Raw genomic sequence first — 22,819 nt, 5'->3', positions numbered from 1 at the left:
GCCGACTTGATCGTTGAACCGATTATGCGTCGGGCTAACCGGACCCGACAAGGTGCACAAGCTGGACCTTCGGCGAGCAGCCGACCATGCGGAGGATCAAGCCGCGTCATGCGACTGTCGCAGTTTTGAAACAGGGCGACGGGCAGCTTTCGGGTCGTTACCCAAATCCGCGCAATGGGCCCGCGCAGAGAGCCATGCACCCGGCAGAGGTATTTAGAAACCGCCTTTCACTGATTCGGGACTCGCAATGCGGTTCGGAACACCCTAAATGGCCAACCCGGGTCCAACGAGACCCCTTGGAACAAAAATCAGAACAGCGGCATTGACCGATAACAGACAGGGCTAAGGCATAAGACTATGATGGATCAGCAGAATCTCGGGACGATGCGGCCCGCTTCAGCCGATCCTGCTGCCATTGCGCTGGCCAAAGCCCTCGGACAATGGCCCAAACCGGCCGGTTCCGGCCGCCCCAGCCCGAAAAAAGTGTTCGACACGGCGCCCGCGGCAACGGTCGAGGCCCTCGCCAGGGAGCTGGGCCTGCGGCTCGGTGACCAGAACGAGCTGACCATTCGCCGCATCAGGCGCGGCAAGGGCTATTCCTTCGTCCGGCCAAACGGCGCGCATATCCGCGACGCCCGCACCATCCGTCGGCTGCATTCGATGGCGGTGCCGCCGGCCTATCGCGAGGTGCGCTACTCGGCCGACCCGAGCACGCATCTTCAGGCCGTGGGACGCGATGCCGCGGGTCGACTGCAATATCGCTATCACGCCGATTGGGAGAAGGTTCGCGAGCAACGCAAGGCGCATCGCCTGGAGAGACTCGTCGGCGCGTTGCCCAAGATCCGGCGCAAGGTCTCCGCGTTCCTGTCGGGCGATGAGCCGACCCGCGAGTTCGCGCTCTCGGCCGTCATCGAGTTGATCGCGCGCACCGCGATTCGGCCCGGCAACGAATCCTATGCCCGTCTCAACGGCACCCGCGGGGCCACCACGCTGCTGAAGTCCAATGTCTCGCTGGAAGACGACAGCTTCGTGCTGACCTTCAAGGCGAAGGGCGGCAAAGCGGTGCGCAAAGAGTGCGACGCGGCCAAGCTCGTGCGCGCCATCGGCATTTTGCAAGGCGTTCCCGGCAAGCGCATGTTCCAGTATCGCGATGCCAACGGCATCGTGCGTGCGGTCAGCACCACCCAGGTGAACGCGTTTCTGCGCGAGATCGCCGGCATCAAGATCTCGCTGAAGGATTTCCGCACGCTGATGGCCTCTGCCGTCGTCGTGGAATCGCTGTCGCGGATTACGCCGGCGACCAGCCAGCGCGGCCGCAAGAAGCAGGTGCTGGAGGCGATCCGCGGCGCCGCCGATAAACTCTCCAACACGCCGGCGATCTGCCGCAAGAGCTATGTCCACGACACCATCGTCACCGCGTTCGAGGACGGCATCCTCGAGCGCTTCGCCGCGACCATGAAGGGCCAGCGCTCCCAGGCCAGGCGCGAGCAGCTTTTGCAGCAGGTGGTGGCGACCGCGGCGGTCTGACCTTCTTCCGTCGCTACGCCTTGTTGGAAACGCCGTTGTCGGGACCGGGATCGCTACCCGCAGCTGCGGTCGTGAGCCGTCCCAGATAATGCGCCCATCCGGTCGCGTGTGCGGCCGCCTGTTCCTCGGTCGGCAGCCCGCTATGGGTCATGCGCAGCAATGTGCCGCCGTCGCGTTCGATGAGGTCGATCTCGATCAGGCTCGAGCCGGGCGGCACTTCCTGGCCGCCCTCCCATCCAAACGTGTAGGCGAGACGATGCACCGGCACGACTTCGCGAAACGCGCCGCGGGCGGCACCGCCGCGGGGGCCGATGCCTTTGAGCAGATACAGCCCGCCGGGATGCGGCTCCGTGGTCGCGTCGGAACCCATCCAGCTCAGAATCTTCTCGGGGTCGGTCAGGTAAGCGAAAACGGTGGCGCGCGGGGCGGCGATCTGGGTCTCGCGTCGCACTATGAACGGTTCGGTCATCGGCGATCATCCCTGGGCTGACTGTGGGACATGGCGGCGCGCGGGCGGCCCGTCAAGGATTGCCCGTGACAAAGAGGGCCCGCCTTCGTCATGATCGGGCCATGCACCTCTCGCCGACGCTCGCCTGGCTTGTCGATGCCGCCGCCGATAGCGCCGAGGCCGACCGCCTGCTCGCGGACCTCGGCGCACATCTGGTCGCCGATGGCGTGCCGCTTGCGGCAGGCAGCCTGACGCTCGAAGTGCCGCATCCGTTGATCGCGAAGCGGACCTGGTTGTGGCGCGCGGAGAACGGCCGGGTGATCGAAGCGCTCGGCTTCGCACCGGGCGGCCTCGCGCCCGACCCGCCCAACGATGCCGGCCGCCGCTGGCTGCGCGACATCGCGGATGGTGAGGTGCACGAAGATTTGGTCGGGCGGCTCGACGGGCCGTTGCTCGGTTGGATCGGGCCGCGCCCGTTCACCGCGGACGAGACCGAGCAATTGCGCCAGGCCGCGCGCTTTGCCGCAACACCCCTTGCGGTGCTTGCCGCGCGTGCAACGCTGCGCGCGACGCTGGATGCTTATCTCGGCAAGCGCAGCGCGGAGCGGGTACTGGCGGCACCGCTGCGGCGCGATCTCGGCGAGACCATACAGGCCGCGCTGCTCTATGCGGATCTGCGCAACTTCACGTCCCTGTCGGAAACCAATCCGCCTGCCCAGGTTATCGCGGCGCTCGATGCCTGGTTCGATCGCATCGCCGGCGCGGTTCACGCGTTCGGCGGCGAGGTGCTGAAATTCATCGGCGACGGCGTGCTCGCGATCTTTCCGGTGGTCGAGGCGTCACCGCGCCACGCGTGCGATGCAGCTCTGCGCGCCGCGAGCGCAGCCGAAGCCGGGATGGCGTATCTCAATGCGGAGCGCCGAGCCCAAGGTGTGCCGCCGCTCGCGTTCGGTGCCGCGCTGCATCTCGGCGAAATGCTGTGGGGCAATATCGGCGCCGCCAACCGGCTCGATTTCACGGCGATCGGTCCCGCCGTCAACCTCGCCAGCCGCCTCGAAGGATTGTGCAAGCCGCTCGGCAGAACCGTGCTGGTGTCGGGCGCACTCGCCGCGGAGACCGACATGCCGCTGGTCGCGCTTGGATCGCACTCGCTGCGCGGCATTGCCGCGCCGTGCGAGGTATTTGCGCTGCCGGAGAAGCAAGCTCCGATATCGTAGCCCGGATGGAGCGGAGCGTAATCCGGGTCTTGTGCCACATGATGACTTTCCCGGATTGCGCTTCGCTCCATCCGGGCTACTGCAGTAACTAAACCCCGCCCATCTTGCAGACGAGCTTCCATTCCTCGGCCGTCACCGGCTGCACCGAGAGGCGCGAATATTTCACCAGCGCCATGTCGGCGAGTTTCTTCTCGGCCTTGATCGTGGCCATCGTCACCGGCGTCTTCAACGGCTTGTCGGCCTTGATGTCGACGCAGACGAATTTCTCGGTCTTGTCGGACGGATCGGGGTAGGCCTCCTTGATAATCTCCGCGATGCCGACGATCTCCTTGCCCTCGTTGGAATGATAGAAGAACGCCTTGTCGCCCTTCTTCATGGCAACGAGATTCTGGCGCGCGGTGTAATTGCGCACGCCGGTCCAGGCTTCGCCCTTGGCGCCCTTCGCCACCTGCTGGTCCCAGGACCACACCGACGGCTCGGATTTCACCAGCCAGTAGTTCATCGCAACTTGCCCCATTCACGGATACGCCGCTTACGTGCCGCGATATCTAGGGCACGCGGATGCCCGCGACAAGCGCGGGCATCCGATATCAAACGCAACACTCACTGCTTCAGATGTCTATCGAAGAATTTAGCGATGTCGGTGAAGGCTTCCCTGGTCTCCGGCGCATTGATGTTGAACTGGTACTGCGCGTGGGATTGCCCCTCATAGACGTTGAGATCAGCAATCGCGCCGGCGCGACGCAATTTGCGATGCGTGCGAACCGTGTTGCTGAGGAACAGATCGCGCGTGCCCGACGTCAGGATGGTCGGCGGGAAGCCTTTGAAGTCACCGTAGATCGGTGAGATGTAGGGATTCTTCAGGTCCGTCCCGTTGGCGTAGAGCTTTGCGGCCCGGCCGAGCCAGCCGTCCCAGGTCACCAGCACATTGTCGACCCATTCATTGCTGGCGTAGGTGTCGCCGACCTTGTCGATGTCGGACCACGGCGTGCCCGGTGCGATCGCCGCCGGCTTTGGCAGCTTCTCGTCCCTAGCCCGCAGCACCATCGCAAGCGTCATCGCGCCGCCCGTAGACGTCCCGAAGATCGCCATCCGGCGGGCGTCGTGCGTCTTGGTGATCTCTTTCCAGACCGCCATCGCGTCGTCCATCGCGGCGGGATAGGGGAAGTCGGGCGGCATGCGGTAATCGACCGATATCACCTTGAAGCCGCCAAAACCCGCCATCATGATCGCTTCTGGCAGCGCGGCTTCGCCGGGTCCGAACACATAGCCGCCGCCATGGACATGGACCAGAAGCCGTTGCCGGTTCTCGGACGGGATCTTGTTCGGCGTGACGATGAAGCAGTGCACGCCGGCGATTTTGGTCTCCTCGACCTTGACGCCTAGCTTTTCCTTCATCGCCGGAATGCCTGATATCGACAGCTTTGCGCGGCGATCGATCAGCTCTTTCCACTCCGCTGGTGTCTTTGGGTCCGCATTGAAGTGCGGCGGAAACGGCGCGCCGATCATGGCCTGCATATCGGAGCTGACGTCCCCGGAGGGATTGGCGATCGACTTGACCGGCGCGACCCGCTTGCCGTTTTCGGCATTGGCGGCGGCCTCGTTCTTGGCGAGTTCGTCATAGGATAGCGCGGCCTGGGCGCCGGCCGCGGTAGAGAGCGTAATGGCGGCAAGTGTGATGATGGCGATCGAAACGATCGCATGATGCGGTTTGCGCATGCGTTTCCCCTGGGATCCGTTTCGTTGTTGTTGGACCGGGATCCTGCGGTGTGCCGCTAGGCTAGACCAGCGTGCAGAGCGCGTGAAGTGCTACCTGCGACGCGAGGGGAGCGCCGCTATTCCTCGGCCCTGAATGGCCGTGTCAGCAGCCCTTCGATCGCGGCGTCAATCGTCAACCTGCCATCCAGGATGGCCGCCACCGCTTGGGAGACCGGCATGTCGACATTTCCGGCGGCTGCGAGCTCGACCAGCACCGGCGCAGTGAATGCACCTTCCGCAAGCTTGCCGGCCGGTGCGGCCTCGCCGCGACCGAGCGCGATCCCGAGCGCAAAATTGCGCGATTGCGCGGTCGAGCAGCTCAGCAACAGGTCGCCGAGGCCGGAAAGACCTGAGAGTGTTTCCGTGCGCGCGCCGCTGGCTCGGCCGAACCGTGCCAGCTCACTGAAGCCGCGTGTGGTCAGTGCGGCGAGCGCGGAGGCGCCGAGATTGCGGCCGACCACGATGCCGGCCGCGATTGCCAGCACGTTCTTGGCGGCGCCGCCGATCTCGACGCCGCGGACATCGGTCGAGTGATAGGGCCGGAACGTCGGCGAGCCCAGCGCCTGCACCAGGCTGCTGGCCAAGGCGTCGTCCTTTGCGGCCAGCGTCACTGCCGTCGGCAGGCCGCGCGCGACGTCGTCGGCAAAGCTCGGGCCCGACAGGATCGCCGGCTGCGCGTGAGGCGCGGCCTCGGCGATCACGTCGGTCATGAATTTATGGGTGCCGTGCTCGATGCCCTTGGCGCAGGCAATGATCGGCACCGGCTTTTCCAGGTGCGAGGCGAGCATGTTGACAGCACCGCGCAGATGCTGCGCGGGCACTGCGATCAGCAGCATGTCCGCGCGCGCGGCGAGGGCCAGGTCGCTCGTGATGATGATCTCCGGCGCAAGCCGCACGCCCGGCAGCCGTGGATTGTCGCGGCTCGACGCGATTCGCGTCGCGTGCTCGGGATTGCGCGCCCACAGCGTCACGTTCCGTCCGGCCCGCGCCGCCACCATCGCCAGCGCCGTGCCCCAGGCGCCGGCTCCAATCACCGCAACCGATTGGAACGTGGTCATTGCTAATATCCCGCGCGCGTCTTGCCGTATCCGGCCGGTGCCGTCGCGTTCGCATCGAGCAGCCAGCGCGCGCGCGGCTGTGCTTCCATCGTGTCGGTCATCCCGAGTGCGAGACGTTCGGCGCCGGCCCAGGCGATCATCGCGCCGTTGTCGGTGCAGAGCGCCGGCGGCGGCATGATCAGTTGGGTACCGGCTTTCCTCGCAACGTCATGCAGCGCGCCGCGGATCGCCTGATTTGCGGCGACGCCGCCGGCCGCCACCAGCGCACGCGGTGCGCCGAACTGCTCGCGGAAAAGTTTCAGGCCGACACTCAACCGGTCGGCGGTGGAGTCGAGCACGGCGGCCTGGAAGCTCGCGCAGAGATCGCTGACGTCCTGCGGTGTGATCTCGGCCAACCGGCTCGCTTCGTTGCGGACCGCCGTCTTCAAACCCGATAACGAGAAGTTGGCGTCGGGGCGTCCCTGCAGCGGCCGCGGAAACGCAAATCGCGCGGGATCACCGCTGACTGCCGCGCGCTCGACCTGCGGCCCGCCGGGATAGGGGAGTCCCAGCATCTTCGCGACCTTGTCGAAGGCCTCGCCGATCGCATCGTCCACGGTGGTGCCGAGCCGCACATACTGGCCGACGCCGGTGACGGCGACGATCTGGGTATGGCCGCCCGAGGCGAGAAACAGGCAATAGGGAAATTCGAGTGCGTCGGTCAGGCGCGGCGTCAGCGCATGCGCTTCCAGATGGTTCACGGCGACCAGCGGCGTATCGTGCACCATCGCGATCGCCTTCGCGGTGGTGAGCCCGACGATGACGCCACCGATCAGCCCCGGCCCCGCCGCGGCCGCGACACCGTCGAGCTGGGCGAAGTCGATGCCGGCCTCAGTCATGGCGCGGTCGATGATGCCGTCGAGCAGGTCGACATGGGCGCGGGCCGCGATCTCCGGTACCACGCCGCCGAAGCGGGCATGTTCCTCGACCTGCGACCGTACGATATTGGACAGGATCTTGCCTGTGCCGTCAGGCGCACGCTCGATCACCGCCGCGGCGGTCTCGTCGCAGGTGGTTTCGATGCCCAGTACCAGCATTGGCGAATTGTTATCCAATTTGCGCCCTTCTCACCCCCCTTGCGCTCATCCGCAAAGCAGAGTTCTGGTACGTCCGGTAGCATTCCGGGGTCGGCCAACGCAATCGTCACGCGCGGCCGTTCCTCGTGAAAGCGCCACCGCCACGTGGTTCGGGAACACAAGCGATGTCCATTCTTGTCACACGGCCGCATCCCGACAATGAGGCGACGTCGGAAAGTCTGCGTGCACGGGGTCATGTGGTGCTGCTTGCGCCGGTGCTCAAGTTCGAGCCGGTCGCCTTCCATGACGAGAGTGAGACAGGCTACAGCGCCGTCATCGTCACGTCGGCCAATGCGATTCGTGGCGTCGCACCGCAATTGCAGGACCTTGGTCTTCTGGAGCTGCCGCTGTTCGCGGTCGGTGAGCACACGGCCGCCGCCGCGCGCGATGCCGGCTTTGCCGAGGTGGTCGTCGCCGGCGGCGATGCCGCGGCCTTGCGCGACAAGGTGATGCAGGGCGCGCGCGACAAGCGGCTGAAGAAAAAGAGCACGTTGCTCTATCTCGCGGGCGCGGATCTGTCGCGCGACCTCGGCGGTGAGCTGGGCGCCGAAGGCTTCAACGTCGTCACGCAGACGACCTATCGCATGGCTCCGGTCAAGCTGTTGCCACGTGATGTCTGTGAAGGTTTTGCCACCCATGGGATCGAAGCGGTGCTGCATTACTCCCGGCGCAGCGCGCGGGCTTTCCTGGAGGCCGCGCGGGACGAAGGTGTCGAAATCTCGGCTCTGGCGATCCCGCAATGCTGCCTGTCCGAGACGGTCGCAGGCGTGCTGCGCGAGGCAGGTGCCTCGCGGGTTCTGGTGGCGGCTACGCCAGACGAAAATGCCTTATTTGACACCTTGGAGCGTGCTTTGCGCACCCGTTTGGCGTAAGAGGTCGGGCCGAATCCGACGCAATCGGGTCCGTTTAGGGCATGTAAGTGTGAGGAACCGTCACGATGGCCGACGACAAGCCTGAAGACGCAGGATTGGCTCCCGAGTCCGGCCGCGCCAAGCGCACCCCGCCCACCATCGACCTCGAGGCAACCGAAGTCTCGACCCAGCCACAGGGGGTGGCGGGCGAGCCTGAGGCTGCGGCAGCGAGCGAACAGGCCGCGCATGAGCAGGCCAAGTCTGAACAGGCCATGTCCGAAGAGGGCAAGTCCGAAGAGGCCAAGTTTCAGGAGGCCAAGTCTCAAGAGGCCAAGCCCGAAGAAGCTAATGCCGAGCCGCAGCCCGAACCTGTCGAGGAGGGGTCTTCGGTTGCGCCCGCGTCGGTATCGCCGTCGATTTCACCCTGGGTTATCGCTCCGTTCTCCGGCGCTGTCGCAGCCACAATCGTGATCGCGGTCGGCTGGATGCTGGGCTGGCCTGCGGTGCAGGCGCCGCCGGCCGCTCCGCAAGTGACGGGCGCAGCCGTCGACGCGCTGAGCGGGCGCGTTGCCGCGGTCGAAGCCAAGGCAGGCAAGCCTGCCGTCGATCCGGCCATGGTGGCGCGGATCGATGCGCTGGAGAAATCCGCAACGAGCCTGCGCAGCGACATCGCCAGTCTGCGCGCACAGTCCGACAAGACTGCTAGCGCCCTGAACGACGCGACATCGGCGCCGCGCGCTGCTGCGCCCGATCTTGCCGCTCTCAACGACCGCCTCGCTCAGCTCGAGCGTGCCAGCAAGACCGAGCGTGCGGAACTCGCGCAGCAAAGCGAGAAGGTTGCCGCCGCGAGGGCGATGGACGACAAGCCGCTGCGCCATGTGGTGGCGGCCGCCCTGCTCGACGTCGCCGTTCGCCACGGCGACGCCTACGAGGCGCAACTTGTCGCAGCGCGGTCGCTGGCAGCAAAGCCGGATATGCTGAAGCCGCTCGACACCTTTGCATCGTCAGGCATTCCGACGCCGGTCGCGTTGAGCCGCGAGCTCCTCAACATCGTGCCAAAATTGTCCCCGCCGGCGGAAGCCCCGGCCAGCGGCACCGGCATCGTCGAGCGCCTTCAGGCGGGGGCGTCAAAACTCGTCCGCATCGAGCGTACCGACGGGGTGGGCAATGATCGCGGCGCCATCGTCGCGCGGGTGACGGCGGCTGCGTTACGCAACGATTTCGTCGAAGCACGGCGCGAGTTGAAGACGTTGCCCGAAGCCGATCGTGCACCGGCGCAAGCCTGGCTCGATAAGGCCGATGCCCGTGACGCGGCGCTCGCCGCCTCACGCAAATTCGCCGACGCCGCCATGGCGGATCTCGTCAAGCCTGGTCAATAAAGGTTCGCGCAATCATCAGCGCGTATAGGGATCGTCATGCTTCGCATCGTCCTCTTCCTCGTCCTGATCGCGCTGGCGGCGGCCGGCGCGGCCTGGGTTGCCGATCAGCCCGGCGACCTCGTCCTGACCGCGGGCGCTTTCCGCGCCACGACGACGCTTCCCCGATTCGTGTTCTTGCTTGGCCTCTTTGCCGCGGCCGTCGTGCTGGTCTGGAGCCTGCTGACGATGGTCTGGCGCGCGCCGGGGCGTCTGCGCCGCCGTCGTCACGAAAAGCGTCATGCTCGCGGCCGCCACGCCATCACCCACGGCCTGCTTGCGATCGGCCATGGCGACACCGCTCTTGCCCGTCGTCACGCCGATACAGCGCGGCGGCTGGCCGCGAACGATCCGCTCGCGCTTCTCCTGCATGCGCAATCGGCGCAGCTCGAGGGCAATCGCGACGAGGCCCAGCGCGTCTTCCGTGCCATGGCCGAGCGCGAGGACACGCGCCTGCTCGGCCTGCGCGGCCTGTTCATCGAGGCGCAGCGCGCCGACGATGCGGTCGGCGCGGTGATGATCGCCGAGGAAGCGATCAAGCTGTCGCCGTCCTCGACCTGGGCCTCGCATGCGGTGCTCGGCTTCCGTTGCGCGCGCGGTGACTGGAGCGGCGCGCTCGCGATCCTCGATTCGAATCTGTCCGCGGGCCTGATCGACAAGCAGGCCTATCGCCGCCAGCGCGGCGTGCTGCTCGCCGCACGCGCGCTGGAATTGGAAACAATGGACCGCGACGTCGCGCGCGAGAGCGTGATGCAGGCAGTCAAGCTCGCGCCGACGCTGGTCCCGGCCGCAGTGCTCGCTGCAAAATTCGAGAGCGAGGCGCATCAGGTACGCCGCGCCATGAAGCTGGTCGAAGCCGCATGGGTTGCCAATCCGCATCCTGATCTCGCCGATGCCTATGCGCATGTGAAGCTCGGCGATTCCGCGCGGCAGCGTTTGCAGCGGGTCGAGACGCTTGCGGCCAAGATTCCTGCCGACAGGGCCGGCCATGTCGAGGGCCAGCTGGCGATCGCGCGCGCCGCGATCGATGCGTCCGAGTTCGCCCGTGCACGCGCGGTGCTGGCGCCTTACGTCAACGATCCGACCCAGCGCGTGGCGCTGCTGATGGCCGAACTCGAGCGCACGGAGCATGGTGATGGCGGCCGGGCCCGCGCCTGGACGTTGCGCGCGGTGCGCGCCCGCCATGACCCGGCCTGGACCGCGGACGGTTATGTCAGCGACCGCTGGCGTCCGGTGTCCCCGGTCACGGGCCGCCTCGACGCGTTCCAGTGGCAGACGCCGGTCGCGAGCCTTCCTTCCGGCAAGGGCGATACGATCGAATCCTCGGCCTTCGAGGAAGCCATGCTGGCGGCCCCGCCGCCGAAGCGGGTGACGGCGGCCCCGAGCGAAGGCCCGGTGGAACCGGCTGTCACGGCACCGGATCCGGTGCCCGCCGCGCAGGACAATTCGCCGCCTCTTGAGGCCCAGGAAATCTCAAAGGAGGCCGTCCAGGAAACCGCGAAGGAAACCGTCAAGGAAGAGCCGGTCGTCACGCCCGCCGAGCCGGTCAAACCGGTCCCTGAGGTTGCCGAATCATCGCCAGCGGCGGCAACGCCGGTGTTCAGAACCCGCGCCGACCTCGGCAAACCTGCACAAGCACCTATTCCCGTCGTCATCCCGATCGTCCGCGCCCCTGATGATCCCGGGATCGATGACGAGGGTCCGAGCGATGAATTTACGGAACAAATCGGCACGCCCAGGGACCATGCAAAGGCCCAGGCCGGCGGCTGGCGCGGATTCTGGTCTCGCTGGGGCGGATGAGCGGCATTTCGGAGCCGGCTCCACCTTGCCAATTCGGGCCCCGCCCGATATCAGGAGCGCGCGTAACGGGACCGGCCTCGCGCGGGCCCCGGCAGGGTTCGCCGCAATAGCTCAGTTGGTAGAGCACGTCATTCGTAATGACGGGGTCGGGGGTTCGAATCCCTCTTGCGGCACCAGCGCCTTCAATGTCCGTCCCGAAGACATGGGCAACGGAACGCACCTAAGTACGGAACGTACCTAAGACATGGGACAACCTCGTGCCGAACGGGTTGTCGAGAGGTTGCAGGTTTTCTGCTCCAGGTCGAAGTATCCCAGATCATAGTGCATGAAGCCGACGACCAAATGCTTCGCGGCTCGCGTGCTTTGTTCATTTGCCTTGGATTGACAGCGTGTCCGGACGGCCGAAACTGCACGGAACTCGGCGGCGCGAGGCAGCATGCACGATATCCTGGTGGTTGGGCTCGTCGCGCTGACGTGCGGCGCCATTGGTCTTCCGTTCTCCCTGCTTCTGCCATCGGACCATTTTGCTGTGCGCTGGGCGCTCGCGCCACCGCTCGGCTTCGGCCTGCTCGCCGCCGGAACCGCGGTCCTGTATCTTTCCGGCGTCGCTCCATGGGTGACGCTGCCCGCGATGGCCATCGCCGGTCTTGTCACTGCCGGGGCAATGCGCTTCCTGGCGCTGCGTCGGCGGTCCAAGCCATCGCCCGGACGATGGCTTGCGATGGCGATAGCGGTCGCGGCTATCGCGATGGTTTGTCTTGCTCCCGGCTGGACCGGAGGCGCGCGCTTTCGCGTTTTCCAGGCCAACGTCTACGATCACATGTTGTACCTGGGCTCCTCGGTTTCGTATCGGGTGCTCGACTACGCAACCCTGGCCGTCCAGGGCGCGGACGATGCGAAGTCCAATCCAATTTCGGTGATGGCGCTGTGGTTCGTCGACTATCGCGGCGCGGTGTCGATGATCCATGCGGCAATCGCCGCCATCAGTCGCGGCGGTGTCGTCGATTGCACCTATCCATATATGGTCGGCATGCAGCTCAACATGCTGTTTGCGGCGCTGTTCGTCTTCGTCAACGCGCTCTCGATGCGGCGCTGGCTGGCATTTGCGTGCGCCGCGGCGCTTACGATCGGATTCTTCGAGCAGTACGTCTTCGATATCAACGCATGGTCGCAACTTGCGACGCAGCCGATCTTCCTGCTTCTCCTCGCATTCGTCGCGTTCGCCTTCGACACCAATCGCTTCGGGCAGACGCAAAGCTCGATCATTCGGCTGGGAGCCATCTTTGCAGCGCTGATGACAGGCGCGTTCTTTCTCTATCCGGAATCGCTGACGATCTACGGTCCCGCCGCGGCGGTTGCGGCCGCGATGGGCTGCTGGCATCGCGCCTCGCGCAAGGCCTTGCCCGTGGCTGCGTCAGGCTTGGCGGCAGGTGTGGGAATATCGCTGCTCGCGTGCATCCCGCTCTGGTCCGGCACGGTTGCCTATGTCTTCCGCCAGTTGAGCCATGCAGCCGCCAACCCGCCCGACTGGTGGAAGTACTATCAGCGTTACCTGTTCGGCAGTGACGCGAACTTTCTCGATGTCATCGCCAGTCCCGAAAGTCGTTTCGGAGAATTGGCGAACGCCTGGTTCTCATTGCCCGTCGAATCCGCGCTCGCCGGTCTCGGCCTTTATGCGGTGCTGCCGTCCGCGGGCTGGCCTGCCGCGATCGCGGTCGTGTGGAAATTGCTGCTTTATGGCTTTCTGTTCGTGCTGTTGAGGGGGATTGCAAGAACAGCGTGGACGATCTGGCGCGCCGAGCCGGACGGAAGCGCCGCGCGGCTCCTGGCCGGCAGCCTTGCCGGATGCCTCGTGCCCATTGCCATTGTCGCGGCCGGTCATGGCTGGGCCGCGGGCAAGGGCCTGGCCATGGCGACGCCGATGCTCTTCACTCTCGTCGTTGCGCCCTTGGGCCCCTTGGCTGCGAAGCGGTGGAATCCGGGCGCCGTTGCCGCCGTTGTCGTCGTCGTGGCTGTTCACCTCGGCCTTGGCATGTTGCGGCCACTGCTGGTGATGCAAGCGATGGGCGCGGGTATTCCGGGTCTTCCAACCGCCGCCGCACAGGTCAACGTGCAAAAGGCGACGTCTCTCGACTGGGACTACAATCGCTTGTCCGCGGACATCAAGAGCTGCAACGGACTCGTCATCGAGGTTGCCAATCCGATGATGCACAATTTGTTGCGTCGACTCGCAGCGGACCTTCGGGTGCCTTGGGCGGCGGCGCGAGTCACGTCCTGGCCCGACAGAGCCGGGCGGCCGTATTTTCCGGAAGGCTTTGAAAAGTTCGACTGCCTGGTGGCGTCCGGGCGGCTCACGGCCAATCCGGGGCAGCGGATGATATCCGTGGCCACAGACCGGTCTTCGCGCGAATTCCTGGATGGGCAGCGCAATGTGCTCGAGGTCGGTACGGAAGCCCCGCCGGGGATCGCAACGCGCGGTCTTTTCGGCAAGGAAACAACCCCTGGAGGTGCGCTTCAATGGGCATCACCGAACGCGCGTCTCGAGATTCCGAACAAGCCTGTGATGCCGGCGCGCACGTTGAAGCTTGAATTGTGGCCCATGCCGATCTCCGGCAACGAATTCCTGGTCAAGATCAATGGGCGTGAGATCTACAAAGGCGTCGTGCCTGCGGGCCCTTCGTCATTTCCGTTGGATCAGTTCGCAGGCGACGAGACGCTCGTGGTGGAGTTGGACACCAACGCCGTCACGCATTTCCCGGGCGATCCCCGCGACCTCGGTTTCGCGATCCGCGAGCTGAGCGTTCGCCGGTAGCCAATGAACAGATGCGAGGGATGCCGCCGGCGTGACTCGCATCACATTACCCCCAGCGCGGCTCCCCTAGTGTCCAGCTCATGCCAAACACGGGGAGATTTCATATGCGCAAGATCATTCTGGTGGCCGCCATGGTGCTGGTCTCTGCATCTGCCCAGGCCGGAGGCCCGCGCAGCCTGTCGCTGTCCGCGGCGAGCGAGCCGGCTTCGGCTCAGCAAACGGCGCCGGCACTTGCTGCCGCGCCGACGCAGGTGAGCGAAGCAGCTCCTGCCGTCGAAGCTCCGAAATATCTCGATCGCCCGCCGGCGGTTTCGCTCACGCCGCCTGCGGCGACTGCCACACCCACGACCACGATCACCTCAGCGCCCGCGACGACGACCCAACCCGCCGCGAAGACGGCGGCCAAGGCAGACAAGCCGAAGCACAAGCGCGCCTGGACCGAAGGCCGCATCATCAGTGAGCTGCATCGCCACGGCATCTATTGGTAAGGGGCATTGGTCCCAAAAAGGTCATGGCCGGGACGAGCCCGGCCATGACGCAGAAATTTCGATTGGATCGGGTGCGCTACTGCGAAACCGTCTGCACCACGCTCCCAATTGGACGCGCGCTCGAGGTCGGTACCTTCAGGTCCTTCAGCAGCGCCTCGTCATATTCCGGCAGCGTCTGGAAGGTCGTCTTGGCCTTCATCTGCACGATCTTGTAGCCGCCGGCCTTCAACCGCGCGAGCAGCGCCGGCATGGCTTCGCCGGTGTGCTTCTGGAAGTCGTGCATCAGGATGATGCCCTTGCCGAGCTTGTCGAGCCTGGTCATCACGGTCTCGATGATCTTCTCCGGTGTCGCGCCCTTCCTGAAGTCGAAGGAGTCGATGTCGGTCGAGAACATCGCGACGTTGCGGGTGGCGAAATAGCTCACGATCGCCGGATTGTGCTGAAGCTGCGGGAAGCGGAAGAACGGAGCGGGGTTGGTGCCGAGCGCGAATTTCACTGCGCTAAAGCCCTTTTCGACCTCGTCCTTGGCCATTTGCTCCGTCATCTTCTTGCCGTTCAGATTGACGTGCGACCAAGTGTGCGCGCCGACCGTATGGCCCTGAGCCAGCACCTGGCGCAGGATTTCCGGATGGTAGGTCGCATGCTTGCCGACCGAGAAGAACAGGCCCTTGGTGCATTCGTCCGCGAGCGCCTTCAGCACGGCGGGCGTGTTGACCGGCCAGGGACCGTCGTCGAAGGTCAGCACGACCTCCTTGTCGGTGAGGAAGTCGAACTGCTTGAAATGATCGAAGCCGAAGCCCGGACCGCCGGTGGTGTCGATCTCGACCACGCGGGAGACGCCGAGCGCGTTGGGATTGGCGCAGGTCGATTTCTGCTGCACCGGCATGGGCGCGGGTGCGGGCGCCGGAACGGCTGCCGCCGGCTTGGCCGCAATCGCCGCCGTGGTGGCTACGTCGTCCTTGGCGGCGAGCTTCGCCTGTGCCGGCAACTGATCGGCGGCACGGGCGGCAATTGTCTTGGGAGCGGCCTGGTCGGCGCGCGAGGAATAATAAAACCAACCGCCGGCGGCAATCACGACCGCCGCAAACACACTGGCCAGCATCAGGCCCAACGCATTACGCATCGCTATTCTTTCCAATTACGCAACCAAACCGGCGGAATTTCCCGCTCGCCGAGCCATTAATGCGAAGGAACAGTTAACGTGACACCAACACGACAGCGGATACGAAGGAATTTCAGCGAGGTGCGCCAACGTGACCGAAGTCACAGAGGGGCCCCCTCCCGTGACCGTCATCACAGTGGAAACTGTTTTGCTGGAGCATGGTCGGTCCCATCAACAACGGGCCCGCTTCCAGCGGTGCCAATGGGAGCTTCAAATGACCAAGTCTCTGAACACCAAGTCCTTGAGTAGCAAGATCCGCGACATCAGCCTGGCTCTGGGCTTTGCCGCCATCGTCTCGATCGCCTCGACCGGCTCGAGCTTCGCCTTCTCGTCCGAAGCGCAGCAGCAGTGCACCGGCGACGCCTTCCGCCTGTGCTCGTCGGAAATCCCGAACATCCCGAAGATCACGGCGTGCATGATGAAGCATCGTTCGGATCTGAGCGCCGGTTGCCGCACCGTGATGGACAAGGAACTCGCCAAGGGCGGCGCGTCACGCAAGGTCGCTGACGCCCAGGACAGTCAGTAAGCGCAACGATCGTTGCGTCGCTTAGCTCCCTCGCGATGTGCCCCGGCGTGAATGCCGGAGCCACGCGGCGGCGCAAGCCCGCCTGTCAATAAAGCCGTTGCGGCTTCGGGATCGTCGCTCTAGCTTCGCCCGCACATCTTCCGGGTAAGAGGCATTACGCGATGACCAGATTTCTTTTCATCATTCCATTGATCCTGTTTGCATCGGCCGCGTCAGCGCAGCAGCCCGGTCACGACGCCTGTGCGCGCGATGTGACGCGCTTCTGCCGCCCGGTGATGAACAATGGCGATCAGGCTGTGCTCGCCTGCCTCAAGCAGAACCGTACGCGGCTCACCAAAGGCTGCGACAAGGTCCTGACGGATCACGGGCAGTAAGACGTCGCGTCGGACTCGCAAAACCCTACGTGCTGCTTCCCGCCGCAGTGGCGACCACGGGCAGCACCTCGCTTGAGGCCTGGTCCGGCGTCTCCTCTTTCCAGCGCACCGAGCCGAACGGACGCTCGAGCATGCGGCGGATCCGCACCGGATCGGGGCCGATGTGGAAATCGATCGCCTCTTGATGCAGCGCGCGTTCGGACTGGGTCGAGCGGTTGCGCTGGCGCAGATAGTCGAGCCAGGTCGGACAGTGATAGCGCTCGGTCCACAATTCGGGATCGGCGATGTCGCGCGCGATCGACCAGCCATAGGCGCCGTTGCGCTGGCGAGAGAGCTGCACGTCCTGCATCACGTTGTGAAAGGCGCGCGCGTTCTCTTGGGCGACGCGGTATTCGATCTCGACCACCAGCGGCCCGCTGCGCGCCGTGAGCGACAGCTTGACTTCAGGATCGGCCAGCACGTCGGCGTCTTCGTTACGGGCGCCGACGCGCGGCATCGTGAGCCAGATCCCCAGCACCGGCGAGATCAGCATCAGGCCGGCGGCCGTCAGCAGCGCGACCTCGACGCCGGCATAGTCGGTGAGATGGCCCCAACCCCAGGCGCCGATCGCGATGCCGCCGGAAATCGAGGCCTGGAACGCCGCGAGCGAGCGGCCGGCGACCCAGCGCGGCGCCGAGAGCTGCACGCCAATATTGAACAGCGCGATGGCGGCCATCCAGACTGCGCCGGCGAGCACCAGGGCAGCCGCGGTCAGCACCGGCTCCGTGCTCACGGCGAGCGCGGCCATCGCAAACGCCATTGAGATGGTGCAGGCGCGGATCGCGGCTTCGCCGCTCATGCGCTTGCGCAATTCGTGAATGTTGAGCGCGCCGACCACGGCGCCCATTCCGAAGGCGCCAAGCATGATGCCGTAGGTCTGCGCGCCGCCATGCAGCAGATCGCGCGCGACCAGCGGCATCAGCGCCATGATGGCACCGCCAATCAGGCCCATCACCAGCGTGCGCAACAGCACGATCTTGATCGGCGGCGAATTTGTGATGTAGCGGAAGCCCGACACCATGGCGCGGTTGAGCTTCTCCCGCGGCAGGCGCGAGGGCTCGGTGTTGCGCCGCCAGAGCAGCAGCACCACCAGCAACGGCAAATAGAGGATCGCGTTGCACGCAAATGCCGCCACCGCACCGAGCGCGGCGACGATGACACCGCCGACGGCCGGACCGAAGCTGCGCGCGATGTTGTAGCTGATGCCGTTCAGCGCGACGGCCGACGGCAGGGCATCGGGCGGCACCTGCTCGCTGACCGAGGACTGCCAGGCCGGACCGAACAGTGCGTTGCCGCTGCCGACCACGAAGCAGAAGACGAGCAGCGTTTCCGGGGAAATGTAGTTGAACCAGGCCAGGACCGTGAGCGCGGTCGCGCCAGTCAGCGCGATCATGAGTGCGATCAGGGTCACGATGCGGCGGTCATACATGTCGGCGATGGCGCCGGCCGGCATCGAGATCAGCATGATCGGCAGCATCAGGGCGGTCTGCACCAGCGCCACCTTGTCCGCCGAGGCCGCCATCTGCGTCATTGCCCAGGCAGCGCCCACGCCCTGGATCAGCAGGCCGAGATTGGAGAGCAGGCTGGCGAGCCAGATGCGCCGGAACACGGTGTACCGCAGCGGCGCCATGATGCCGTCGGCGTCAATTTTCTGGCGGTTCGTCTGCTCGGTCATATCCCCTTCCAATTGGGCTGGCAGAAGTGGTCTTGAAGTTGTCTGGGAGTGGTCTTCGGGCGATTCCGGCAAGTTCAGTGATGCCCGCGAAAGTCCTTCGCTGTCCAGTGGTTAGGCCGGTATAAGCGGTGCAAAGAGATGGTTTTGCCGGGGAGGAACAGATGAAGCTGTCGCGACGGACGATCTTGCAAGGGGCCGGCAGCCTGCCTTTCGCAATTGCGAGCTTGCGGACGGGCGCGTTGGCTCAACCCGCGCCCGCTGCGCCGAGCGAGGTGCCTCCGATCCTGTTCGTCCACGGCAATGGCGATTACGATGCGCTCTGGATGACGACCTTGTGGCGGATGGAGTCCAACGGCATCGCGCGCGACCGCATGGCGGCGATCAATTTCACCGATCCCAATGCACGAAGCGACGACAAGGTCGAGCAGGCGGGCCGCTCTTCGACCGAGGACCAGCGCCGCGAGCTCGCTGCCGCCATAGCCGAACTGAAGCGTCGGACCGGCGCATCCCGCGTGGCGCTGGTCGGCAGCTCGCGCGGCGGCTATGCCATCCGCAACGTGATCAAGAGCGGCGGTGCCGGCGATGTCAGCCACGCCGTGCTGTGCGGCACGCCCAATCACGGTGTGTTCGCGACCGACGATCAGCCCAACAGCGAGTTCAACGGCCGCGGCGCGTTCCTGCGCGGCCTGAACGAGGGCGAGAGCGAGGTGACGCCGGGTGTTGCCTTCCTGACCTTGCGCAGCGACGGCATGGACAAATACGCGCAGGCCGATGGCCGCTTCATCGGCAAGCCCGGCACGCCGACCGGCGTCAACGTCGAAGGTCCGGAGTTGAAGGGGGCCACCAACCTCGTGCTCGGCGCACTCGATCATCGCGAGGTGGCGTTTCATCCCCGGGCCTTCCGCGAGATCTACAAATTCATCGCCGCCCACGAGCCCGCGCGCATCGCGATCGTGCCGGAGCAGAGCGTCAAGCTGAGCGGCCTCGTGACGGGCACGCCGGGCGGCGCGCCGACCAATCGGCCGGTGGCCGGCGCAACCGTCGATATCTTTCGCCTCGATCCTGAAACCGGAGAGCGCAACGGCAGCGCCGTGCACAGCGCGAAGACCGGCGCCGACGGCCGCTGGGGACCGGCGCAGGTCGAGCCTTCCTGGTCGCTCGAATTCGTCCTCGCATCGCCGGACGCGCCGACGACGCACATCTATCGCTCGCCCTTCCCGCGCTCGTCCGACCTGGTGCATCTGCGCGCCGCGCGTCCGCTCGGGCCCGCCGACAAGGATGCCGGTTCTGTCGTGATCATGTCGCGGCCGCGCGGTTATTTCGGCCTGCCGCGGGACGTGGTGCTGCTCGACGGCAAGGAGCCGGCTGACGTCAAATCGGGTGTGCCCACGGATTCGACAGCAACACTGCGCCTTCCGGCCGGCGAGGTCGGGCGTAACATCGTAACCCAATTTGGCGAAGAACGAATTGTGGCACGCGCCTGGCCTGCCTCCGAGAACAGGATTGCGATTGCCGAGCTGACTTACTAGCTATTTGCCTGCGTCACCTCTGCGGGAGAGAGCCATGAACATCGCCAGCGTGCGTCGGCCCATCATCCCTCCGACCCCGCCCCGTGCGCCCGACGACATGTCGTTCCTCGGCCGGCTTGCCGTGCTCAAGCGGAACATGATCGCGACCTGGGGGCAGCGCGCCTATGAGGAAGACGTCATCGAGGGCCGCTTCTTCTTCCGCAACAGCTTCATCCTGAACCGGCCGGATGCGATCCGGCATGTCCTGCTCAGCAATTACGAAAATTATTCGCGCACCCCGGCGGGCATCCGCATGCTTCGTCCCGTGCTCGGCGACGGTCTTCTGATTGCGGAGGGTCATTCGTGGACGTTTCAGCGCCGCACGCTCGCGCCGGCGTTCACGCCGCGTGCGACTGCAAATCTCGTCCCGCACATGACGGCGGTGCTCGACGAGACCATCGCGAAGCTCGACGCGCGAACAAGCGAGCCGCTCGATCTGCGCGAGGTCATGCAGCGCATGACGCTGGAGATCGCCGGACGCACCATGTTCTCGTTCGGCATGGACCGGCATGGTCCGACATTGCGCAACTTCGTCATGGAGTATGGAGCCCGACTCGGGCGGCCGTACTTGCTCGACATGGTGCTGCCCCTGTCCTGGCCGAGCCCGATGGATTTTGCCCGCGCCCGTTTCCGTAAGCGCTGGACCGAATTCGTCGCGATGCTGATCGCCGAGCGGCGTGAGATGGGCAAGAAAGACGGCGCGCCGCCGTGCGATCTGTTCGATCTCATGGACGGGGCGCGCGACCCTGAAACCGGCAAGGGCTTTTCGGACGAGCAACTCGTCGACGAAGTCGCGACCATGATCCTCGCGGGTCACGAGACCACGGCGACCGCGCTATTCTGGGCGCTCTATCTGCTCGCCCTCGACCCCGACACGCAGGAAGAAATAGCCTCCGAGACCCGCGGCGAGCACCTCGACAGCATGGCCGACATCGATCGCCAGAAGTTCACCCGCGCGGTGATCGAGGAGACCATGCGGCTCTATCCGCCGGCCTTCCTGATCGCCCGGGCCGCGCGCGAGAAGGACAACGCGGCCGGCGTCACCATCGGCAAGGGCGACATCATCATGATCGCGCCGTGGCTGCTGCACCGGCACGAGAAGCTGTGGGATCAGCCGAACGCGTTCATTCCAAAACGCTTCATGTCGACAGAAGCGCCCGATCGATTTGCGTATCTGCCCTTTGGCGCGGGTCCGCGCGTCTGCGTCGGCGCACCGTTCGCGCAAGCCGAATCCGTCCTGGCGTTGGCCCGGCTGATCGGTGCGTTCCGTGTCGAGCTTGCCGATACCAGCCCTGTCATCCCGCTCGGCGTCGTCACGACCCAGCCGGACCGTTCACCCCTGTTCCGCATCACGCGCCGGTGACAGGCATTCGCCTGGCCGACGGCGTGATCCACATCAGATAGAGTTACGCCATGAGCGACATCCAGGCCCAGTTTTCCGTTCTGAAGCAGACCGCTGATGCGAAGGTGGTCGATGCCATCACGCGCCTCATCGAGCATGGCGAGGATCACGAACTCAACCGCGTCAATGTCCTGGACTTCTCCAGAGAGCACAACCTCGACGAAGAGCGCGTGATCTCGGCGTTCTTGCATTCGGCACGTCTTGGCCTGTTCGATCTCGGCTGGAACGTGCTGTGCCCGGGCTGCGGAGGCGTGCTGGGCGCGCATTCGACCCTGAAGGCGCTCAAGCCGGATGAGTATCACTGCGCGCTGTGCGCCTGCGGCTACAAGACTTCCGTCGATGACCAGGTCGAAGTCTCCTTCACCGTCAATTCGCGTGTCCGGCGCATCGCGGCGCATGATCCTGATACGCTTCCGGTGTGGGAGTATTTCAAGCAGGTATTCTGGAGCTCCGGCGTCGACTTCAACAAGGAATCGTTTGCGGCGCTCGCCAACGAGGTGACGCTGGATACGATGGAGCTGCCGGCCGGCGAGAAGGCGACCATGTCGCTGCAACTGCCGAACGATTTCATCATCATCTTCGAACCGGTGACGCACGCCGCCCATTTCATCGACGTGCAGGGCGAGCCGACCAAGGACCGTCAGCAGCTCGCCATCATGTACAACAGGGTGCAGGCGCCGACGGGAACCACGACCATGCGGCCGGGCCCGCTGCGGCTGTCGCTGGAGAACCAGGCCGGCGTGCGCGTGCTGCCGTCTGTGTTCATCGCGGCCGAGGCGCTCCATCACCTCATCGGCAAGCGCAAGCCGTTCCTTACCGCCAAGCGGATGCTGTCGAACCAGACGTTTCGCGACGTGTTCAAGGCGGACAATCTCAGTCTCGACCAGCGCCTCCAGATCACCTCGCTGACCTTCCTGTTCACCGATCTGAAGGGGTCGACCGCGCTCTATGAGCGCGTCGGCGATCTCGCCGCCTTCGATCTCGTGCGCGCCCATTTCCACGCGCTGCTCGAGATCATCTCATCGGAAAAAGGCGCGGTGGTGAAGACCATCGGCGACGCCGTGATGGCAACCTTCGTCCGTCCCGAGCATGCGATCGCGGCGGGTTTGCGGATGCGCGCGGCGATGGACGAGCTTAATAGAAAGCGCGGCACCGCCGACCTCGTCGTCAAGATCGGCATCCACGAAGGTCCGTGCCTCGCGGTGATGCTGAACGAGCGGCAGGATTATTTCGGCCAGACCGTCAACATCGCCGCCCGCGTGCAGAGCCTCTCGACCGCGCAGGAGATCCACATCACCAGCCCGGTGCTGGATGCGCCGGCGGTCGCCGAAGTCCTCAAGCAGCGCGAAATCAGGCCTATCCAGAAGCAGGCCGCACTACGCGGCATCGCCGACAAGATGGTGGTGTACGAGATACCGTAGTTGGTGTCGTCCCGGCGGAGGCCGGGGCCCATACCGCGTGATTTCTGAAACGGGCAGGCTGGTTGTTGCCAAAGTCTTCGCCTAACCGCAGCCTGTGGTTATGCCTTCGCCGGGACGACGTCTGAGGATTGGCTTTGCTCCTCGCGCCTCAATCACCGCTCCC

The 22,819-nt window shown here is 65.2% G+C and carries 19 protein-coding genes and 1 tRNA gene; 13 read left to right on the top strand and 7 right to left on the bottom strand.

The window, feature by feature from the left end; genetic code table 11:
- Positions 1–357 precede the first annotated feature (357 nt).
- Complete coding sequence (locus tag C7G41_RS18340; protein WP_106943896.1) at positions 358–1,527, top strand: DNA topoisomerase IB; 1,170 nt, start codon at positions 358–360, stop codon at positions 1,525–1,527.
- Between the two features lie 13 nt (positions 1,528–1,540).
- Here the strand turns inward: C7G41_RS18340 and C7G41_RS18335 are convergent, their stop codons facing one another.
- Positions 1,541–1,996: an SRPBCC domain-containing protein gene (locus tag C7G41_RS18335; protein ID WP_106943895.1), complete on the bottom strand. Its 456-nt coding sequence runs from the start codon at positions 1,994–1,996 to the stop codon at positions 1,541–1,543.
- Between the two features lie 101 nt (positions 1,997–2,097).
- Between C7G41_RS18335 and C7G41_RS18330 the strand changes: the two genes are divergently transcribed.
- Complete coding sequence (locus C7G41_RS18330; RefSeq protein ID WP_199198457.1) at positions 2,098–3,192, top strand: adenylate/guanylate cyclase domain-containing protein; 1,095 nt, start codon at positions 2,098–2,100, stop codon at positions 3,190–3,192.
- 88 nt (positions 3,193–3,280) lie between these two features.
- Here C7G41_RS18330 and C7G41_RS18325 read toward each other — a convergent pair whose 3' ends face one another.
- From C7G41_RS18325 to tsaD, 4 genes are all read right to left on the bottom strand, one after another.
- Positions 3,281–3,694 (bottom strand): EVE domain-containing protein, encoded by a 414-nt coding sequence (locus C7G41_RS18325; RefSeq protein WP_106943893.1) that lies wholly within the window; start codon positions 3,692–3,694, stop codon positions 3,281–3,283.
- 101 nt (positions 3,695–3,795) lie between these two features.
- Positions 3,796–4,911 (bottom strand): alpha/beta hydrolase, encoded by a 1,116-nt coding sequence (locus C7G41_RS18320; protein ID WP_106943892.1) that lies wholly within the window; start codon positions 4,909–4,911, stop codon positions 3,796–3,798.
- A 116-nt stretch (positions 4,912–5,027) separates the two neighbouring features.
- Positions 5,028–6,008: an NAD(P)H-dependent glycerol-3-phosphate dehydrogenase gene (locus tag C7G41_RS18315; protein WP_106943891.1), complete on the bottom strand. Its 981-nt coding sequence runs from the start codon at positions 6,006–6,008 to the stop codon at positions 5,028–5,030.
- A 2-nt stretch (positions 6,009–6,010) separates the two neighbouring features.
- On the bottom strand, positions 6,011–7,084 hold the full coding sequence (gene tsaD, locus C7G41_RS18310) for a tRNA (adenosine(37)-N6)-threonylcarbamoyltransferase complex transferase subunit TsaD (RefSeq protein ID WP_106943890.1): 1,074 nt from the start codon (positions 7,082–7,084) through the stop codon (positions 6,011–6,013).
- 164 nt (positions 7,085–7,248) lie between these two features.
- Here tsaD and C7G41_RS18305 point away from each other — a divergent pair, with 164 nt between their 5' ends.
- The 6 genes from C7G41_RS18305 (at position 7,249) to C7G41_RS18280 (ending at position 14,489) form a co-directional block, all read left to right on the top strand.
- A complete protein-coding gene (locus tag C7G41_RS18305) occupies positions 7,249–7,995 on the top strand; it encodes a uroporphyrinogen-III synthase (RefSeq protein ID WP_106943889.1) in 747 nt (248 codons plus the stop codon).
- Between the two features lie 65 nt (positions 7,996–8,060).
- Positions 8,061–9,353 carry a COG4223 family protein gene (locus C7G41_RS18300; protein ID WP_106943888.1) on the top strand — a complete coding sequence of 431 codons (1,293 nt, stop codon included), beginning with the start codon at positions 8,061–8,063 and terminating at the stop codon, positions 9,351–9,353.
- A 36-nt stretch (positions 9,354–9,389) separates the two neighbouring features.
- Positions 9,390–11,189: a heme biosynthesis HemY N-terminal domain-containing protein gene (locus C7G41_RS18295; protein WP_106943887.1), complete on the top strand. Its 1,800-nt coding sequence runs from the start codon at positions 9,390–9,392 to the stop codon at positions 11,187–11,189.
- Between the two features lie 100 nt (positions 11,190–11,289).
- A tRNA-Thr gene (locus C7G41_RS18290) sits at positions 11,290–11,365 on the top strand.
- 260 nt (positions 11,366–11,625) lie between these two features.
- On the top strand, positions 11,626–14,001 hold the full coding sequence (locus tag C7G41_RS18285) for a hypothetical protein (protein ID WP_106943886.1): 2,376 nt from the start codon (positions 11,626–11,628) through the stop codon (positions 13,999–14,001).
- Positions 14,002–14,105: 104 nt separating this feature from the next.
- A complete protein-coding gene (locus tag C7G41_RS18280; protein ID WP_106943885.1) occupies positions 14,106–14,489 on the top strand; it encodes a hypothetical protein in 384 nt (127 codons plus the stop codon).
- A 76-nt stretch (positions 14,490–14,565) separates the two neighbouring features.
- On the opposite strand, the gene C7G41_RS18275 is transcribed toward C7G41_RS18280, so the two are convergent.
- Entirely contained in the window at positions 14,566–15,612 is a 1,047-nt protein-coding gene (locus tag C7G41_RS18275; protein ID WP_106943884.1) for a polysaccharide deacetylase family protein, read from the bottom strand.
- 253 nt (positions 15,613–15,865) lie between these two features.
- On the opposite strand from C7G41_RS18275, the gene C7G41_RS18270 reads away from it, so the two are divergent.
- Positions 15,866–16,177: a hypothetical protein gene (locus tag C7G41_RS18270; protein ID WP_106943883.1), complete on the top strand. Its 312-nt coding sequence runs from the start codon at positions 15,866–15,868 to the stop codon at positions 16,175–16,177.
- Between the two features lie 161 nt (positions 16,178–16,338).
- A complete protein-coding gene (locus tag C7G41_RS18265; RefSeq protein WP_007604145.1) occupies positions 16,339–16,551 on the top strand; it encodes a hypothetical protein in 213 nt (70 codons plus the stop codon).
- A gap of 25 nt (positions 16,552–16,576) precedes the next feature.
- On the opposite strand, the gene C7G41_RS18260 is transcribed toward C7G41_RS18265, so the two are convergent.
- Positions 16,577–18,265, bottom strand: a complete 1,689-nt coding sequence (locus tag C7G41_RS18260; RefSeq protein ID WP_106943882.1) for an MFS transporter — start codon at positions 18,263–18,265, stop codon at positions 16,577–16,579.
- 161 nt (positions 18,266–18,426) lie between these two features.
- Here C7G41_RS18260 and C7G41_RS18255 point away from each other — a divergent pair, with 161 nt between their 5' ends.
- From C7G41_RS18255 to C7G41_RS18245, 3 genes are read left to right on the top strand one after another with little or no spacing between them, the layout of a single operon-like run.
- Positions 18,427–19,794: a hydrolase gene (locus tag C7G41_RS18255; protein WP_199198456.1), complete on the top strand. Its 1,368-nt coding sequence runs from the start codon at positions 18,427–18,429 to the stop codon at positions 19,792–19,794.
- Between the two features lie 34 nt (positions 19,795–19,828).
- Entirely contained in the window at positions 19,829–21,196 is a 1,368-nt protein-coding gene (locus C7G41_RS18250) for a cytochrome P450 (RefSeq protein WP_106943880.1), read from the top strand.
- Positions 21,197–21,246: 50 nt separating this feature from the next.
- Positions 21,247–22,656, top strand: coding sequence for an adenylate/guanylate cyclase domain-containing protein (locus tag C7G41_RS18245; RefSeq protein ID WP_106943879.1), 1,410 nt, complete (start codon positions 21,247–21,249; stop codon positions 22,654–22,656).
- Positions 22,657–22,819 lie beyond the last annotated feature (163 nt).

Origin of the sequence: Bradyrhizobium sp. MOS002 (genome assembly GCF_003020115.1) — a bacterium.
Classification (GTDB): Bacteria; Pseudomonadota; Alphaproteobacteria; order Rhizobiales; family Xanthobacteraceae; genus Bradyrhizobium.
The sequence above is the reverse complement of the archived record's forward strand: the minus strand, read 5'-3'. Positions and strand labels throughout refer to the sequence as shown.